Here is a 16,122-nt window from a genome sequence, read left to right as displayed (position 1 = left end):
AAAACACCTGAAATTCTTTATTTAAAAAATTACATTTGCTGTAATTAATATTTTTATACAAGATGAATATACCATCAGATTTAAAGTACACTAAAGACCACGAGTGGGTTAAAATTGAAGGCGATGTAGTAACTGTAGGAATTACAGACTTTGCTCAAGGCGAATTAGGAGATATTGTTTATGTTGAAGTTGAAACTTTAGACGAAACTCTAGAAGCCGAAGAAATTTTTGGAACAGTTGAAGCTGTAAAAACAGTTTCTGATTTGTTCTTACCTGTATCAGGAGAAATCATTGAATTTAATGAAGCTTTAGAAGACCAACCAGAAACAGTAAATACGGATCCTTATGGAGACGGTTGGATGATAAAAGTAAAGTGTTCAGATGTTTCTCAATTCGATAATTTAATGTCTGCCGAAGATTATAAAACACTAATAGGTGCTTAAAAAATTCGCATTAATTTTATTTGGTGGTTACGTTATAGCTTTAACAATACTTAGCCTTATAAATGTTAATGGATTACCAAGCTTAGGCTCATCAATGGATGATAAGTTTTATCACATCGCAGCCTATGTAGGGTTTACCTTACTTTGTTTTAATTACCTACGCACATTAAGCCTTAACTATAAAATAGGTGTAACAATTGCTGTGGGAGTAATTTATGGCATTATAATTGAGGTGTTACAAAATACAATTACAACTTTAAGAACATTAGATTTTTATGATGTAGCAGCCAATACAATTGGTATCCTAATAGGAGTAGTCATTATAAAGTCTAGTAAAAGCTTAAAGTTAAAATAAAAAAATCACTTGCTTTTTTAACAATTAATTGGTTATTTTAGCAATCCTTTTAAACCTTTTAAGATATGGAACCTAAAAAGAGTACTAAAGCAGATGTAAGTAGAAATAGTTCAATCTATTTCGCTGTAGGTCTTGCTTTAATGTTATTGTTTGCTAATGTGGCAATTAACTATAAAACATATGATAAGTCTGATATTGATATAGGTCAATTAAACTTAGATGAAGAATTAGAAGAAGAAATTCCAATTACTGAACAAATACAAACCCCTCCACCTCCACCACCACCACCTGCAGCTCCTGAAGAGATTGAGATTGTAGAAGATGAAGAAGAAGTTGAGGAAACTGTAATTGAATCTACTGAAACTGATCAAGAAGAAGAAATCGTTGAAGTAGAAGAAGTAGAGGTTGAAGAAGTAGAAGAAGACATCGAGGTTCCGTTTGCTGTAATTGAAAACGTACCAGTTTTCCCAGGTTGTGAAAACGAAAGTGGAAACAATGCTAAAAAACAATGTATGTCTGAAAAAATCAGCAAGTTTGTAAACAAAAAATTCAACACTGACTTAGCTGGAGAATTAGGTTTATCAGGAAGACAACGTATTAACGTAATTTTCAAGATTGATAAAAGTGGAAACATTACTAACATTATGGCTAGAGCTCCACATCCAGGATTGGAAAAAGAAGCTAAGCGTGTAATTGGATTGCTTCCTAAAATGAAACCAGGTAAGCAAAGAGGAAAAGCAGTAACAGTTCCATATTCGTTACCAATCTTATTCCAAGTACAAGACTAAAAAACAGTTTTAATATAGATTTAAAAATCCCGTTCAAATTAATGAGCGGGATTTTTGTTTTTGGTATGCTTATTGTGATTTTATCATAATATTAACATTTTAAATTTAAAGTATTATGAAAAATTTTAACGAAACACACAGTAATGCTGGTCAGAGCACTACCAATGTGAAAAAACCACAAAAGCATGATGCAAATTTACAAAAAAATTCAGCCTTGTATTTTCAGGTTGGACTCATTCTTTGTTTGCTAGGAACTTACCTGCTTTTTGAAATGAACTTTGCAACACATGTTCCAAAAATTGACCAAGCTTTAGTCGCAATTGATGATGAAACCGAAATTATTGTCCCAGAGTTCAAAATCTATGAAGAACAAGCGCCTAAAGAAGAGGTCAAACAAAGACAGAGAAGGATTGTAGATAAAGAACCTACAATCGTTGAAAATGACTTCAACGAAAAACAGGTGACCGAAACTATAATTACTGAACCTGTAGCAACATCAACTCCTGTTGATCCTGGAGATATAGTGATTGATAAGGTTGTTGAAGATATTCCTGTGCCTTTTTTCAGAATAGAAAAAGCACCAATTTATCCTGGTTGTGAAAATGAAACAACTAATGAAGCACGTAAAAAATGTATGTCAGAGAAAATTACCAGATTGGTAAATAAAAAATTCTCTACAAGCATAGCTTCAGAATTAGGGCTGAGTGGTGTTCAAAAAATTTATGTCGAATTTAAGGTGGATAAATCTGGTAAGGTTTCAGATATTAAAACTAGAGCACCACACAAAGGACTTGAAAAAGAAGCTGAGCGTGTGGTGAAAAAAATCCCAGAAATGACTCCAGGTATGCAAAGAGAAAATCCTGTTGAGGTAATCTACACCTTCCCAATCATTTTTCAAGTGATGGATTAGTAAACCTTAAAATTTATTAATGTATAAACCGTTATCATTTACTGATAGCGGTTTTTTAATTATAAATGAATTTCAGTTTTATACCTTTATCAAGAAATTCTTTTATTGTCCACATTTTGAAAAAAATAGTATCTTTCGCCTAATAAAAAGGTAGTTACCATCTTATGAAACAACTCTTCTTGTTTATTTTCGTTTTAACACAATCCATAGTATTTTCTCAAACTAGCGATACTTACGAAAAATCACCTGTTTTTCCAGGTTGCGAATCTCAACCAATAGAGAATTTAAAATCTTGTTTTAATAATAAAATAAACACCCATATTTTTAATACTCTAAAAGTACCACAAGTAGCTATTGATGATGAGTACAAAGGAGATGTAAAAGTGTTGTTTGAAGTAGATAAAGAAGGAACAATACATGTGCTTTATGTAGATGCAGTTTATGATGAATTAAAGGATGAGGTAAAGCGTGTTTTTAACGAACTACCAAAGACAATTCCTGGGACTTACAATGGCAATCCAACCTATTATCAATATTCTTTGGCTATAAAAATACCTTTGGTAAATCCTCAAGAGGTTACTCCGCAAACAGCTAAAGAAACTATAGTTGATGTTAAAAAAACGGTCGATTTAAATGAGGTTGTATCTAATGAGTACGATAGCATTAATAATAACATTGTAAAGTATCAAAAGTTAGAGTATAAAAGCCAACTTAACATTCCATTTACGCATACCTATTATGCAAGGTTTGATAGAGAAATGAATGAGCTTGGTACCAATAGTCATACTGCAGCAAAACCGTTTATGTTTGATGAGGTTTCAAAGTATTATGATTTTGAAGCTGAAAAAGAAGCTTTAGTAAAAGACTCTGAAAGTTGGTGGGCAAGAAAACTGTGGAATGAGCACTTAGTACAAGTTCAAGGAGAAGATTATTGGTTTACCATTGATCCGGTTTTTGACCTTCAGGTAGGTAAAGATACTGATGCCGATTTTAGCACAACATATAATAATACTAGAGGATTTTATATTCAAGGAGGATTAGGGAAAAAATTCAACTTCTCAGCATCAGTTTATGAAAGTCAAGGTCGATTTGCTCAATATTTTAATGAGTATTCCGAAAGCTTAAAAGCCTTTGGTCCAGATCCTGCAATAATTCCTGGTCGTGGTATTGCAAAACGGTTTAAAACCGATTCTTACGATTATCCAGTAGCTGAAGCATATTTATCCTATTCTCCAGCAAATTTTATAAATGTACAATTTGGTCATGGTAAAAATTTCATAGGTGATGGTTACAGGTCTTTGTTGCAAAGTGATGTAACTAGTCCATACCCTTTTTTAAAATTAAACACTAAATTCTGGAAAATAAAATACACCAATACTTGGATGTGGTTAAAAGACGTACGAACCGAAGTAACCGAAGATGGTGCGTTTTTAACCAAGTATATGGCAAACCATTACTTAAGTTGGAACGTGTCTAAACGACTTAACATAGGTTTGTTTGAATCCGTTATGTGGGCAAAGACTGATAATAGAGCGTTTGATGTAAATTACCTTAACCCAATAATATTTTTTAGAGCTATTGAGTTTGAAACAGGACAAGATGCTGGAAACGCTGTGGTTGGTGCATCTTTAAAGTATAAGTGGAACAATAAAGTTAACCTTTACGGACAATTTATTTTAGATGAATTTTCTTTAAACGATATTAAAGGAGGCGAAAAAAGCTGGAAAAATAAATATGGCTATCAGTTAGGGGCAAAATACTATGATGCCTTTAAAGTTGATGATTTACTACTACAAGTTGAATATAACAGGGTTAGACCTTATACCTATTCTCATAATACAGTAGCTTTAAATTATGGGCATAACAACCAGTCAATGGCACATCTTTGGGGAGCAAATTTTAGTGAGCTTATTTTAATAGGTCGTTATAATTACAAACGTTGGTTTGCTGATGCTAAACTTGTATTTGGTGTAAGAGGATTTGATATTAATGATGGTACAGACAACTTTAGCTATGGAGGCGATATTTACCGTAGTTATGAAGAGCGACCTTTTGATACAGGAGTAGAAGTAGGACAAGGTATAAAAACCAATACATTTAATGCCGAATTACAAGGCGGTTATATTATAAATCCTGTAAGTAATCTTAAGCTATTCACTAATATAAGTTTTAGAAACTTTAACCCTAACGCTAATACAGCTGCGTTGGTAAAAAGTAATACAACCTGGTTTAGTTTAGGTGTAAGAACCGATTTGTTTAATTGGTACTACGATTTTTAGTACTACTTTTTTACTTTTAAAATACATTCAACAACAAAAACCGAATTACTTTCACTAAGCGTTGCCCATAAGTAATTTTCAAAGTATCTTTGCAGTCGCAATAGCGAGCAACAAAACAATAGAGTTTGAGTACTAAAGTGTCTTCGGTTTCAACAGCATCAATAATTTCAGATTTTAAGGAAATTACCAAAATCAGGCTTTCTGTAAGTGTGGTGTTTTCTTCCATTGCTGGTTACTTGTTGGGAGCTCCAACTGTAGATGTTTACACATTAATTTTATTGGCTTTTGGAGGCTATTTTATGGTAGGTGCTTCTAATGCCTACAATCAAATTATTGAAAAAGATTTAGACGCTTTAATGGAGCGCACCAAAAACCGTCCAATTCCTGCCGGAAGAATGTCGGTAAGAACAGCATTTATAATTGCAGTTGCATTTACACTATTAGGGATAGCAACACTGTATGTTATCAACCCAAGAACTGCAATGTATGGTGCAATTTCAATTTTTTTATATACGAGTGTTTACACACCATTAAAAACCAAAACGCCTTTAGCAGTTTTTGTTGGAGCCATTCCAGGAGCCATTCCATTTATGTTGGGATGGGTTGCAGCTCGAAATGATTTTGGTATTGAACCAGGAACTTTATTTGCTGTACAGTTTTTTTGGCAATTTCCTCACTTTTGGGCTATTGGCTGGTTTTTGTTTGAAGATTATAAAAAAGGAGGCTTTTTTATGCTTCCAACAGGAAAAAGAGATAAAGGAACAGCAGTACAAATTATAATGTACACTGTTTGGACAATATTGGTTTCAATTATACCAGTATTTGGTTTTACAGGAGACTTAAAACTCTCTATTGTTGCAGCAATAATTGTATTTTTATTAGGGCTTGTGATGTTGCGTTACGCATTAGTATTGTTTAAAGAACGAACTGCAAAAGCAGCTAAACAATTAATGTTGGCAAGTGTGTCTTATATTACGTTGCTGCAAATAGTTTATGTTATAGATAAGTTTATTAGATAAAAAATGGATTTAACACAGGGAACGCTAGAGGAAAAAAATGAACGTGCAAAAAAAATGATGCTATGGTTTGGTATTGGCTCATTAATTATGTCTTTTGCAGGTTTAACAAGTGCTGTAGTTGTAAGTAGTAAGCGACCAGACTGGTTAAAGGATTTTCAATTACCAGAAGCATTTGTAATAAGTACAGTAATTATTATTGTAAGTAGTATTACATTTTATCTGGCTAAAAGAAGTTTAAAAGCTAACAACAGACAAGCAACAACACTATGGTTGTTTGTAACACTCGCATTAGGTGTTGCTTTTATATGGAGTCAATTATTAGGGTTTCAACAAATAATAGATTTAGGTTATAATTTTACAGGACCTACAAGTAATATTACTATGAGTTTTATTTATGTTATAGCATTTGCACATATAATGCATGTTGTAGCAGGTTTAATCTCAATAATGGTAGTAATTTTTAATCATTTAAGACAAAAATATACAGCAACTAAAATGCTTGGTTTAGAGCTATCTGCAACATTTTGGCACTTTGTAGATATACTATGGCTGTTTTTGTTTTTGTTTTTATATTTATTTAGATAGACTATATTGCCTATCAAAAGGATAAAGTAACATCGCTTTTATATTTATTTAGAGTCTGTATAATTTATTACTTGATGTTTCTTTAGATGAATAAAATGATTATTTTTGTGCAACTTTTAAAAACTAAACGCTTTATATGGATACTACAGTTGTAAATACTGGTACAGAGGGCAAAACTTGGGGAGGTGGAAATCAGCCTCTTAAAGCTAGCTATGGTAAAATGATGATGTGGTTTTTTATATTATCTGATGCCTTAACGTTTTCTGGGTTTTTAGCAGCCTACGGATTTTCAAGATTTAAGTTTATTGGTTCATGGCCAATTGCCGATGAGGTTTTTACTCATATTCCATTTTTTCATGGGAATTATCCTATGATTTATGTGGCATTCATGACCTTTATTCTTATTATGTCATCAGTTACAATGGTACTTGCTGTTGATGCTGGTCACCATATGAAAAAAGCAAAAGTGACAATTTACATGTTCTTAACCATTATTGGTGGATTAATATTCGTTGGTTCACAAGCATGGGAATGGGCAACATTTATAAAAGGTGATTATGGTGCTATCCAAACTAATGGAGGAAACATTTTACAATTTGTAGATACTGATGGTAATCGTGTTGCTGTTAGAGATATTGCAGTTAGTGAGCATGGAGAAAGAGTGCAACATGAGCGCAAAAGCGGACTTTGGTTTGTAAGCGAAGGTACATTACCAAGCTATACTGTTGATGAAGTATACAATGGTCTTGAGGCAAACCCAAATGTGTTGGTTAGAACTCAAACTTTAACAGAGGACGGAAAGAAAACAGTTTTATCTAGAGAAGAATCTTTAAAGCAAATTAAAGAAAACGGTAAGTTAGTGGTAGAAGGAGCAAATCTTCATGTTAATGAGTATGGCTCTCCTTTATTTGCAGACTTCTTTTTCTTTATTACAGGATTTCACGGATTCCACGTATTTTCAGGTGTAGTAATTAACATTATTATATTCTTTAATGTTATTTTAGGAACTTATGAAAGAAGAGGAAGCTACGAAATGGTTGAAAAAGTAGGTCTTTATTGGCACTTTGTAGATTTAGTTTGGGTATTTGTATTTACATTCTTCTACTTAGTTTAATTCATTTAGAAACTTAATTAAAAATGGCACACGCACATAAATTAGAAATATTTAGAGGACTACTAAAGTTTAAAAGCAATACTCAAAAAATTTGGGGTGTTTTAATCTTATTGTCTATCATTACAGCAATTGAAGTTGTATTAGGTATTTACAAGCCTGAAGCTTTAGAAGCAAAAGTAATTGGGATGAAAATATTAAACTGGATATTTATCATCCTTACCATAGTAAAAGCATATTACATCACTTGGGACTTTATGCACATGAGAGATGAAACTAAAGGACTAAGAAGAGCTGTAATATGGACAGGAGTATTCTTAATTTGCTATTTAATATTCATCTTACTACAAGAAGGTGGATATATTGAAGGAGTATACTCTTCTGGTTTTATAAAAAGAGATTTTTAACATATAATTTATTTGTTAAATAGATTACTTAAAGGCGGTTTTTAAACCGCCTTTTTTTAATTTTGCACTAGTAGTAAAAACAAGAAAAATTCCAAAATCCCTAATGGAGAAAAAATCATACAAAAAACCTTTAATTCTTGGAGTTTTATTTTTCCTTCCAGTTTTTTTTGTTCTTATAATGTCAATTTCTAAAGAAAACTATAACACATTAGACATTGTAAAAGAAAATATAAGAGAGCTTCCTGCAACTAATGAGTTACAAATTCAGTTAAAAGACCACCTTACTGTTTTAGCGTTCTTTGGTAAAAAGCCTATGGAAAAAGCTACAGAAGCATCCAACCTTAAAGAACTTATTTATGATAAGTTTAAAGGGTTTAAAAAATTCCAAATAGTGGTTTTAGTGACCGAAGAAGCAAAAGCTGAAGCACAACAACTATATAAAGAAATAGCACTTTATGAAGATTTGAGATTTTGGCATTTTGTGTATTTAAAAGAAGGTGAAATTAACAACTTGTTTAATAGCTTAAAAACCAATACAGTTTTAGATGCTAACTTAGCAACAAGTAACGTGTTTATAGTAGATACTGATTTGTCTCAAAGAGGACGATTGGATGATAGAACAGATAATGAAATTGTTAGTAATAAACCAGTTTATGGATTATCATCATACAATTGCATTGAGGTAGACCAATTAAAAAATAAAATGGGAGCCGATGATTTGCGAGTACTATTTACAGAGTATAGAGAAAAACGCAAAGGAAACTTTGACTCCTCACAGCGAAGAGCTAACGAAATAAACAACAATGAGCAAGAAAACTAATTATTCTTACATAGGTATCGCATTTATAATTCTAGTTTTTGGTATTTATTTTATACCAAGAATTATAGATAGAATTTCAAATGATGATGTAACCAGAAATGAAAGTCGTAGTGACCAAACAAAAGAGAAAGATGCTTATACCTCTGATTTAATATTTATAAAAAATCCTGATGGTTCACCTAAAAAAGTACCAGATTTTAGTTTCACTGACCACAATGGTAATACAGTAACCAACAAAGATTACGAAGGTAAAGTGTATGTTGTAGAGTTCTTTTTTACTACTTGTCCTACAATTTGCCCAAGAATGAATAGAAACCTTGTTCAAGTTCAAAATACATTTAAAGGGTTTGATAATTTTGGTGTAGCATCATTTACTATAAATCCTGAAAATGATACACCTGAAGTTTTAAAAGCCTATGCTGATAATTACGGGATAACAAACCCTAATTGGCATTTAATGACAGGAGAACGAGATGATATTTATAAATTAGCAAATGAAGGTTTTTATATTTATGCTTCAGAAAATAAAGAGGTAGAAGGCGGTTTTGAACACTCAGGTAATTTTGCTTTAATTGATAAAAACGGATTTATTAGATCTAGAGTTATTGAAGGTAATCCTTTAATCTATTACGAAGGTATAATTTCAGAAGAAGAGCAAACTGACGAAGACGGTAAAACACAACAAATAACAATGTTAAAAGAAGACATTGCTAAACTATTAAAAGAATAATGGGAAATACTAACCTACAAGCAGAAAAAAAGTATAATAAGTTGATAGTAATTCTGTCAATTGTTATTCCAATAGCAGTTGCAGCCCTTTTTGGAATTAATCTAAGAGAGCTCGGGTTTGATGTTGAACCACTCACATTTTTGCCTCCAATTTATGCTGCTATTAATGCAGTAACTGCTGTGGTGTTACTTATAGCTTTTTGGGCTATTAAAGGCAAAAGAATAAAGCTTCACGAACGCTTAATGAAGTTTGCTATCTTTTTATCAGTACTATTTTTACTTATGTATGTTGCTTATCACATGACTAGTGATTCTACAAAGTTTGGTGGAGAAGGAGCTATTAAATATTTCTATTACTTTATTTTAATAACACACATTTTACTATCAATAATCATCATTCCTTTTGTGCTAATTACTTATGTAAGAGCAATTGCTAAAAACTTTGATAGACATAAAAAAATAGCACGAATCACATTTCCTTTGTGGTTGTATGTCGCAATTACTGGTGTTATTGTGTATGTCATGATTTCTCCATATTATGTCTAAACTTAAGCTTGCTTTTATACTGTTCTTTGCTACTGTTTTTTATCAAACAGTAAATGCACAATGTGCAATGTGTAGAGCAGTTTTAGAAAGCGAAGAAGGGCAACAAGCAGCTCAAGGTGTTAATGATGGCATTGTTTATCTTATGGCTATTCCTTATATTTTGGTAGCAGGATTAGGCTTTATTATTTACTGGAAATTCTTTAGACAGAAAAAAACTTCATAAAAAGATTTAACTGCAACTGTAACATTTTTAGATTTCAACAGTCTTATTTAATATCAATCAAAATTATTCTTAACAATTTGTTAGTATAAAACAATTTTAGTTTTGTGTAACATTGTATAGAATTAACCATCTATAAATGATACAGATAAAAGATTTACATAAATCTTATCACATGGGGAGTAATTCTCTTCACGTTTTAAAAGGCATAAATTTTGAAGTAAAAGAAGGCGAATTGGTTTCCATTATGGGATCTTCAGGATCAGGTAAATCAACCTTACTTAATATTTTAGGAATGTTGGACGAGGCTGATACAGGACAATATATTCTTGATGGCTTTCCAATTAAAAACCTAAACGAAAAAGTTGCTGCAAAATACCGTAATGAATTTTTAGGATTTATATTTCAATCGTTCAACTTAATAAACTACAAGAGCGCTTTAGACAATGTAGCATTGCCATTGTATTATCAAAATATAAAGCGAAAAGAGCGTATTGAAAAAGCTGAGCATTATCTAGAAAAGGTAGGACTAGCACAATGGTCGCATCATTTACCTAGCGAACTTTCTGGTGGTCAAAAACAACGTGTAGCAATAGCAAGAGCTCTTGCAAGTGACCCAAAAGTACTTTTAGCCGATGAGCCTACAGGAGCATTAGATACTAAAACATCATATGAAGTTATGGAGTTAATACAAGGTATTAACGACGAAGGAAAAACCATATTGGTTGTAACCCATGAGAACGATATTGCTAATATGACTAAGCGTATTGTAAATCTCAAAGATGGTGTGATTATTGATGATAGTACTGTTGAACAAGTAAGAGCATCCCAATATGTTTGATATTGAACGTTGGCAGGAAATTTTTGAGACATTAAGAAAAAACAAACTTCGTACCTTCTTAACTGGTCTTTCTGTGGCTTCTGGTATTTTTATTTTAGTCATTCTTTTAGGCTTTAGTAAGGGTATTGAAAATGGAGTGACTTCTCAATTTCAGCAAGATGCTACAAACATGATTACAGTGTGGACAGGTAGAACTACTAAAGAGTATAAAGGACTTAACCCAGGAAGATATGTCCAGCTTAAAAACGATAACTTCGATATGATCTCTCAGAAGTATGAAGATTATATTGAATATGAAACCTCATTGTACTCTATTTGGGGAGGAACCATTTCATATAAAGGAGAGTCAGGTAATTATCGTATTCGAGGTGTAATGCCAGATCACCAATTTATTGAAAATGCTGATATTTCAGTGGGACGATTTGTAAATCAATCAGACTACAACGAAAATAAAAAAGTAGCAGTAATTGGTAACAAGTTAAAAACCGACTTATTCAAAGACGAAGACCCTATTGATAAAAACATCTCTGTTTTTGGAATGAACTTTAAGGTTATAGGTGTATTCTATGATCCAGGAGGAGAGCGTGAAGAAAACCAAGCCTATATTCCTATTTCAACTGCACAAAAAGTATTCAACGCAGGAGACAATATTAGAAACATGCTGTTTACAGTTAAAATGTCTGATAATTTTGATGAAGCTGTAGCGCTTTCTCAAAGTATTTCAAAAGGCATTGAAGACCAAATAAAGCAAATCCACACTGTTGCTCCTGATGATACAAGTGCAGTAAGAGTGTATAACACTCTAGAAGAAGCTAAAAAGATTTATTCATTAATTGACACCATTAAAGCAGTATTTTGGTTTGTTGGTATTGGAACTATCATTGCAGGGATTGTTGGAGTGGGTAACATCATGTTAATTATAGTAAAAGAGCGTACAAAAGAAATTGGAATACGAAAAGCCTTAGGAGCTTTACCAATGTCTATTGTAGGGATGATTCTTCAAGAAGCTGTTTTTGTAACTATGTTTGCAGGTTTATTTGGACTAATCTTTGGTCTTGGCTTGTTAGAATTGGTTGGTCCACAAGTTCAAAGCGATTTTATTAAGTATCCTCAAGTCGATTTCAATATAGCATTAACAACTGTGTTCTTGCTAGTGTTTGCTGGTGCTGTAGCAGGATTTATTCCAGCTTACAGAGCTGCAAAAATAAAACCAATCATTGCATTAAGAGACGAATAGTATGTTTAATAGAGACCGTTGGGACGAAATATTACAAGCGCTTACTGCTAATAAATTCAGAACGTTTTTAACCGCTTTTGGTGTGTTTTGGGGTATTACAATTTTAGTACTACTTCTAGCTTTAACCAATGGACTTAAAAATGGTGTAACTGCCGATTTTGGAAACTTCGCTACCAATTCCATGTTTATGTGGACACAAGGAACATCTAAACCTTATAAAGGACTTCCAAAAGGACGTTATTTCAATTATAAATTAGATGATGTTGCAGCATTAAAATCTGAAATACCAAATCTAAAATATGTATCTCCAAGAAACCAATTAGGAGGGTTTCAAGGTGCAAATAACGTGATACGAGGTACTAAAACTGGAGCTTTTGAAATTTATGGTGATTACCCTGAGTATATAAAGCAACAACCTATGGATATCCTTCAAGGGCGTTTTGTAAGTTATTCTGATATCAATTCTAAGCGTAAAGTTTGTGTTATTGGTACAGATGTTATTAAAAGTCTTTATGATAAAGATGAGGAAGTATTAGGGAGTTATGTGAAAATTAATGGTGTAAACTTTATGGTGGTTGGTACTTTTAAAATGAGTAACAGCCAAGGCGACAATGAGCAAGATGCCAATACCATTTATATTCCATTTACAACGTTTGGTCAAGCATTCAATAGAGGAGATAGAGTAGGTTGGATGGCTATTACAGCTGTTGATGGAGTTCCTATTACATCTATAAAACAGCAAGTTTTTGATTTAATGAAATCGAGACATACAGTAGCACCAGATGATGATAGAGCAATAGGACACTGGGACTTATCAGAACAGTTTGAGCGCATTAATGGACTGTTTACAATTTTAACTATTGTTGGTTACTTTGTTGGCGCATTAGTACTAATGTCAGGTATTATTGGTATTAGTAACATTATGCTTATTGTAGTTAAAGAACGCACAAAAGAAATAGGTGTGCGTAGAGCATTAGGTGCTTCTCCATGGACTATAAAAGGACAAATCTTACAAGAAAGTTTAATATTAACTATCCTTTCAGGTATGGTTGGTATTTCATTTTCAGCACTTATTATTTGGGTGTTAAATTACCTTTTGGATATGAGTGGACCTGTAGACAATTTTGCCAACCCTAGCGTTAGTATGACAGTTGTTTTTACAGCTTTAATAATATTAGTGGTTTCAGGACTTTTAGCAGGTTTAATACCAGCAAATAGTGCCACAAAAATGAAACCTGTAGACGCTTTAAGAATAGAATAAAAAAATAAATATCAACCATAATCATGAAAAGAACCAAAACCGTAATCGCTTTAGTAGTTATTGTACTTGTATTTGCTGCAGCATTGTATTATTTGTGGCAAAAAAATAGAGAAAACCCAATAACGTATGCTACTGAACTTCCATCTGAAGAGACTATTGTGGTGAAAACCGTTGCAACAGGAAGCATTGTCCCTAAAGAAGAGGTCTTGATTAAACCTAATATTTCTGGAGTTATAGAAGAAGTTTTTATTGAAGCTGGTGAGTATGTAAAGTCAGGTGATTTAATTGCTCAAATTAGAGTAATACCAAACGTATCTTCTTTAACAAGTGCAAAAAACAGTATTGCTACAAACCAAACTGCACTTCAAACTGCACAAATAAACCTAGAGACGCAACAAGCTAATTACGACCGTCAAAAAGCGTTGTTTGAAAAAGGAGTTATTTCAGCAAATGATTTTGAAGCTGTAAAAAACACGTATCTACAAACGAAGCAAAGTGTTGAGCAAGCAAGAATTAATGTAAATTCTGCTAGACAAAACTATGATATTATCAAAACAGGAACTACTAGTGGTTTGGGTAATATTGCACAAACTCAAGTTAGAGCAACTGTTTCAGGAATGGTGTTAGATGTTCCTGTAAAAGAAGGAAACCAAGTTATTGAAGCTAATAACTTTAACGAAGGAACTTCAATTGCATCATTAGCTGATGTTAAAAAAATGATTTTTGAAGGAAAAGTAGACGAAAGTGAAGTAGGAAAAATTAAAGAAGGGTTACCACTTGAAATTACTGTTGGAGCTATTGAAAATAAAAAATTTGATGCTGTTTTAGATTACATTGCTCCAAAAGGAGTTGAAGAAAATGGCGCTATTCAGTTTGAAATAAAAGGCTCGTTAAAAACTGTCGATTCTACTTTTATTAGAGCAGGTTTAAGTGCTAATGCATCTATTATTTTAGAAAAAGCTGAAAAAGTTTTAGCGGTTAAAGAAGCTTTGGTGCAATACGATTCTGAAACTAAACAACCATTCGTTGAGATTGAAACTGGTGACCAACAGTTTGAGCGCAAAGATGTAGAGCTAGGAATTAGCGATGGTATTCACGTTGAAATTAAAAAAGGAGTTACAAAAGATGATAAAATCAAGGTTTGGAACCAAATTCAAGGCGTTCCAAGCTATGCTCAAAATAATTAATTCAATTTTTTGTAACACTTTAACATATCTATAGACATATATTTTAATTATGAAAAAAGCAATTTTTGTATTTACGGTATTATTGACGTTTTCATTCCAAGCGCAAACTAAAAAGTGGACGCTTGAAGAATGTGTAGATCACGCATTACAAAACAACATTACTGTAAAACAAAGTGAACTAGACTTAGAACAATCAGAAATCAATAAAAAAGATGCAATAGGTAATTTTTTACCTTCTCTTAATGGGTCTGCATCACACTCTTGGAATATTGGTTTGGGTCAGGATCCAGTAACATTCAATCCAGTTACAGGTACATCAAAAACATTATCATTAGGTATTGGTTCTAGTTTAAATATATATGATGGATTGCGTAACATCAATCAATTACATCGTTCTAACTTAGAAATTTTAGCGTCAAGGTATCAACTAGACAAGATAAAAGATGACGTGTCACTACTTGTGGCTAATTCTTTTTTGCAAATTTTATTTAATAAAGAGCAGTTAAAAGTGTTGCAGGCACAACAAGTTGTGTCACAACAAGAGTTGGAAAGAACTAATGAGCTTGTTGAAGCTGGAGTGTTACCAAGAGGTGATTTGTTAGAAATTCAAGCAACCATTGCCACTCAAGAACAACAAATTGTAAATGCAGAAAATACAGTTTTATTGTCTAGAATTCAGTTAGCGCAATTATTATTAATACAAGAGTATGAAACTTTTGATATTGTAGATATAGATTATCAAGTACCTACAACTATGATATTAGAACAGTCACCTGATGCTATAGTAAGTAAGGCAAAAGAAACTAGATACGATATTAAAATTGCTGAGACAAACACTAAAATTGCTGAAGATAATCTTAAAATTTCTAAAGGTGCATTGCAACCAACTTTATCAGGTTCGTATAACTTTGGGTCTAGTTATTTTACATCAGAATTTTTATTAAGTGCTGATGATTTTGAAACTCAAATGACAGATAATAAAAGTCATAATTTTAGATTAAGTTTAAACATACCTATCTTTAACGGATTTGCTTCAAGCAACAATGTTAAAAGAAATAAAGTAAATTTGGAGCGCGCAAAAGTTCAATTAGAGCAAGCCAATTTAGATATGGAAACAGCAGTTTACCAAGCCTATAATGACACTAAAGGTGCGTTAAAAGCTTATGAAGCTGCGCAAAAAACACTTGAAGCAAGAGAAGAAGCTTTTAATTATTCTAGAGAGCGTTATAATGTTGGGTTGTTAAATGCTTTTGATTATAATCAATCTCAAAACAGATTTGAAGCAGCGCAAAGTGATGTGATTAGAACAAAATACGACTATATATTCAAATTAAAAGTATTAGAATTCTACTTTGGAATTCCTATTACAGACATAAACTAATAA

At 32.4% G+C, this 16,122-nt stretch carries 18 protein-coding genes; all 18 read left to right on the top strand.

Translation table 11 applies throughout. The features are described from left to right. Positions 1–62 precede the first annotated feature (62 nt). On the top strand, positions 63–443 hold the full coding sequence (gene gcvH, locus ACQ0RB_RS07345; protein ID WP_129760969.1) for a glycine cleavage system protein GcvH: 381 nt from the start codon (positions 63–65) through the stop codon (positions 441–443). Then, positions 436–798 carry a VanZ family protein gene (locus ACQ0RB_RS07340; RefSeq protein WP_129760970.1) on the top strand — a complete coding sequence of 121 codons (363 nt, stop codon included), beginning with the start codon at positions 436–438 and terminating at the stop codon, positions 796–798. Before gcvH ends, ACQ0RB_RS07340 begins: the two co-directional genes overlap by 8 nt. Positions 799–863: 65 nt before the next feature. After that, the gene (locus ACQ0RB_RS07335) at positions 864–1,586 is read left to right on the top strand and encodes an energy transducer TonB (protein WP_129760971.1); all 723 of its coding nucleotides are present in this window, start codon (positions 864–866) and stop codon (positions 1,584–1,586) included. A gap of 115 nt (positions 1,587–1,701) precedes the next feature. Further along, positions 1,702–2,496 (top strand): energy transducer TonB, encoded by a 795-nt coding sequence (locus ACQ0RB_RS07330; protein ID WP_129760972.1) that lies wholly within the window; start codon positions 1,702–1,704, stop codon positions 2,494–2,496. Between the two features lie 164 nt (positions 2,497–2,660). Further along, positions 2,661–4,775 carry a gliding motility protein RemB gene (locus ACQ0RB_RS07325; protein ID WP_129760973.1) on the top strand — a complete coding sequence of 705 codons (2,115 nt, stop codon included), beginning with the start codon at positions 2,661–2,663 and terminating at the stop codon, positions 4,773–4,775. A gap of 125 nt (positions 4,776–4,900) precedes the next feature. After that, positions 4,901–5,794 carry a heme o synthase gene (gene cyoE / locus ACQ0RB_RS07320; protein WP_430497539.1) on the top strand — a complete coding sequence of 298 codons (894 nt, stop codon included), beginning with the start codon at positions 4,901–4,903 and terminating at the stop codon, positions 5,792–5,794. A gap of 3 nt (positions 5,795–5,797) precedes the next feature. After that, positions 5,798–6,379 carry a cytochrome c oxidase subunit 3 gene (locus ACQ0RB_RS07315; protein WP_262733241.1) on the top strand — a complete coding sequence of 194 codons (582 nt, stop codon included), beginning with the start codon at positions 5,798–5,800 and terminating at the stop codon, positions 6,377–6,379. A gap of 136 nt (positions 6,380–6,515) precedes the next feature. Next, positions 6,516–7,493 carry a cytochrome c oxidase subunit 3 gene (locus ACQ0RB_RS07310; protein ID WP_129760976.1) on the top strand — a complete coding sequence of 326 codons (978 nt, stop codon included), beginning with the start codon at positions 6,516–6,518 and terminating at the stop codon, positions 7,491–7,493. Between the two features lie 23 nt (positions 7,494–7,516). After that, the gene (locus ACQ0RB_RS07305; protein WP_129760977.1) at positions 7,517–7,897 is read left to right on the top strand and encodes a cytochrome C oxidase subunit IV family protein; all 381 of its coding nucleotides are present in this window, start codon (positions 7,517–7,519) and stop codon (positions 7,895–7,897) included. A 103-nt stretch (positions 7,898–8,000) separates the two neighbouring features. Continuing rightward, a complete protein-coding gene (locus ACQ0RB_RS07300; RefSeq protein WP_430497536.1) occupies positions 8,001–8,717 on the top strand; it encodes a hypothetical protein in 717 nt (238 codons plus the stop codon). Continuing rightward, the gene (locus tag ACQ0RB_RS07295) at positions 8,701–9,447 is read left to right on the top strand and encodes an SCO family protein (protein ID WP_134200719.1); all 747 of its coding nucleotides are present in this window, start codon (positions 8,701–8,703) and stop codon (positions 9,445–9,447) included. The genes ACQ0RB_RS07300 and ACQ0RB_RS07295 overlap by 17 nt, the downstream gene beginning before the upstream one ends. Beyond that, positions 9,447–9,992: a DUF420 domain-containing protein gene (locus ACQ0RB_RS07290; protein ID WP_134200721.1), complete on the top strand. Its 546-nt coding sequence runs from the start codon at positions 9,447–9,449 to the stop codon at positions 9,990–9,992. The genes ACQ0RB_RS07295 and ACQ0RB_RS07290 overlap by 1 nt, the downstream gene beginning before the upstream one ends. Continuing rightward, positions 9,985–10,215: a hypothetical protein gene (locus ACQ0RB_RS07285; RefSeq protein WP_129760981.1), complete on the top strand. Its 231-nt coding sequence runs from the start codon at positions 9,985–9,987 to the stop codon at positions 10,213–10,215. The genes ACQ0RB_RS07290 and ACQ0RB_RS07285 overlap by 8 nt, the downstream gene beginning before the upstream one ends. Positions 10,216–10,351: 136 nt before the next feature. Next, complete coding sequence (locus ACQ0RB_RS07280; RefSeq protein ID WP_129760982.1) at positions 10,352–11,053, top strand: ABC transporter ATP-binding protein; 702 nt, start codon at positions 10,352–10,354, stop codon at positions 11,051–11,053. After that, the gene (locus tag ACQ0RB_RS07275) at positions 11,046–12,290 is read left to right on the top strand and encodes an ABC transporter permease (RefSeq protein ID WP_343795036.1); all 1,245 of its coding nucleotides are present in this window, start codon (positions 11,046–11,048) and stop codon (positions 12,288–12,290) included. Before ACQ0RB_RS07280 ends, ACQ0RB_RS07275 begins: the two co-directional genes overlap by 8 nt. Position 12,291: 1 nt before the next feature. Then, positions 12,292–13,551, top strand: coding sequence for an ABC transporter permease (locus tag ACQ0RB_RS07270; RefSeq protein WP_129760984.1), 1,260 nt, complete (start codon positions 12,292–12,294; stop codon positions 13,549–13,551). Between the two features lie 23 nt (positions 13,552–13,574). Beyond that, positions 13,575–14,738, top strand: coding sequence for an efflux RND transporter periplasmic adaptor subunit (locus tag ACQ0RB_RS07265; protein WP_134200727.1), 1,164 nt, complete (start codon positions 13,575–13,577; stop codon positions 14,736–14,738). Positions 14,739–14,787: 49 nt separating this feature from the next. Then, positions 14,788–16,119, top strand: coding sequence for a TolC family protein (locus tag ACQ0RB_RS07260; RefSeq protein WP_430497532.1), 1,332 nt, complete (start codon positions 14,788–14,790; stop codon positions 16,117–16,119). The last annotated feature ends 3 nt before the right edge of the window (positions 16,120–16,122 follow it).

Source organism: Gaetbulibacter sp. PBL-D1 (assembly GCF_050509525.1).
In the GTDB taxonomy this organism is placed as follows: Bacteria; Bacteroidota; Bacteroidia; order Flavobacteriales; family Flavobacteriaceae; genus Gaetbulibacter_B; species Gaetbulibacter_B jejuensis.
Note: the sequence above shows the minus strand (reverse complement) of the source record. Positions and strands in the feature narration are given on the sequence as shown.

Bases quoted from the DNA above. Each gene is read 5' to 3' on its own strand.
- gcvH (WP_129760969.1), top strand. From the start codon at position 63: ATGAATATACCATCAGATTTAAAGTACACTAAAGACCACGAGTGGGTT.
- ACQ0RB_RS07335 (WP_129760971.1), top strand. From the start codon at position 864: ATGGAACCTAAAAAGAGTACTAAAGCAGATGTAAGTAGAAATAGTTCA.
- ACQ0RB_RS07330 (WP_129760972.1), top strand. From the start codon at position 1,702: ATGAAAAATTTTAACGAAACACACAGTAATGCTGGTCAGAGCACTACC.
- ACQ0RB_RS07325 (WP_129760973.1), top strand. From the start codon at position 2,661: ATGAAACAACTCTTCTTGTTTATTTTCGTTTTAACACAATCCATAGTA.
- ACQ0RB_RS07315 (WP_262733241.1), top strand. From the start codon at position 5,798: ATGGATTTAACACAGGGAACGCTAGAGGAAAAAAATGAACGTGCAAAA.
- ACQ0RB_RS07310 (WP_129760976.1), top strand. From the start codon at position 6,516: ATGGATACTACAGTTGTAAATACTGGTACAGAGGGCAAAACTTGGGGA.
- ACQ0RB_RS07305 (WP_129760977.1), top strand. From the start codon at position 7,517: ATGGCACACGCACATAAATTAGAAATATTTAGAGGACTACTAAAGTTT.
- ACQ0RB_RS07300 (WP_430497536.1), top strand. From the start codon at position 8,001: ATGGAGAAAAAATCATACAAAAAACCTTTAATTCTTGGAGTTTTATTT.
- ACQ0RB_RS07295 (WP_134200719.1), top strand. From the start codon at position 8,701: ATGAGCAAGAAAACTAATTATTCTTACATAGGTATCGCATTTATAATT.
- ACQ0RB_RS07290 (WP_134200721.1), top strand. From the start codon at position 9,447: ATGGGAAATACTAACCTACAAGCAGAAAAAAAGTATAATAAGTTGATA.
- ACQ0RB_RS07285 (WP_129760981.1), top strand. From the start codon at position 9,985: ATGTCTAAACTTAAGCTTGCTTTTATACTGTTCTTTGCTACTGTTTTT.
- ACQ0RB_RS07280 (WP_129760982.1), top strand. From the start codon at position 10,352: ATGATACAGATAAAAGATTTACATAAATCTTATCACATGGGGAGTAAT.
- ACQ0RB_RS07275 (WP_343795036.1), top strand. From the start codon at position 11,046: ATGTTTGATATTGAACGTTGGCAGGAAATTTTTGAGACATTAAGAAAA.
- ACQ0RB_RS07270 (WP_129760984.1), top strand. From the start codon at position 12,292: ATGTTTAATAGAGACCGTTGGGACGAAATATTACAAGCGCTTACTGCT.
- ACQ0RB_RS07265 (WP_134200727.1), top strand. From the start codon at position 13,575: ATGAAAAGAACCAAAACCGTAATCGCTTTAGTAGTTATTGTACTTGTA.
- ACQ0RB_RS07260 (WP_430497532.1), top strand. From the start codon at position 14,788: ATGAAAAAAGCAATTTTTGTATTTACGGTATTATTGACGTTTTCATTC.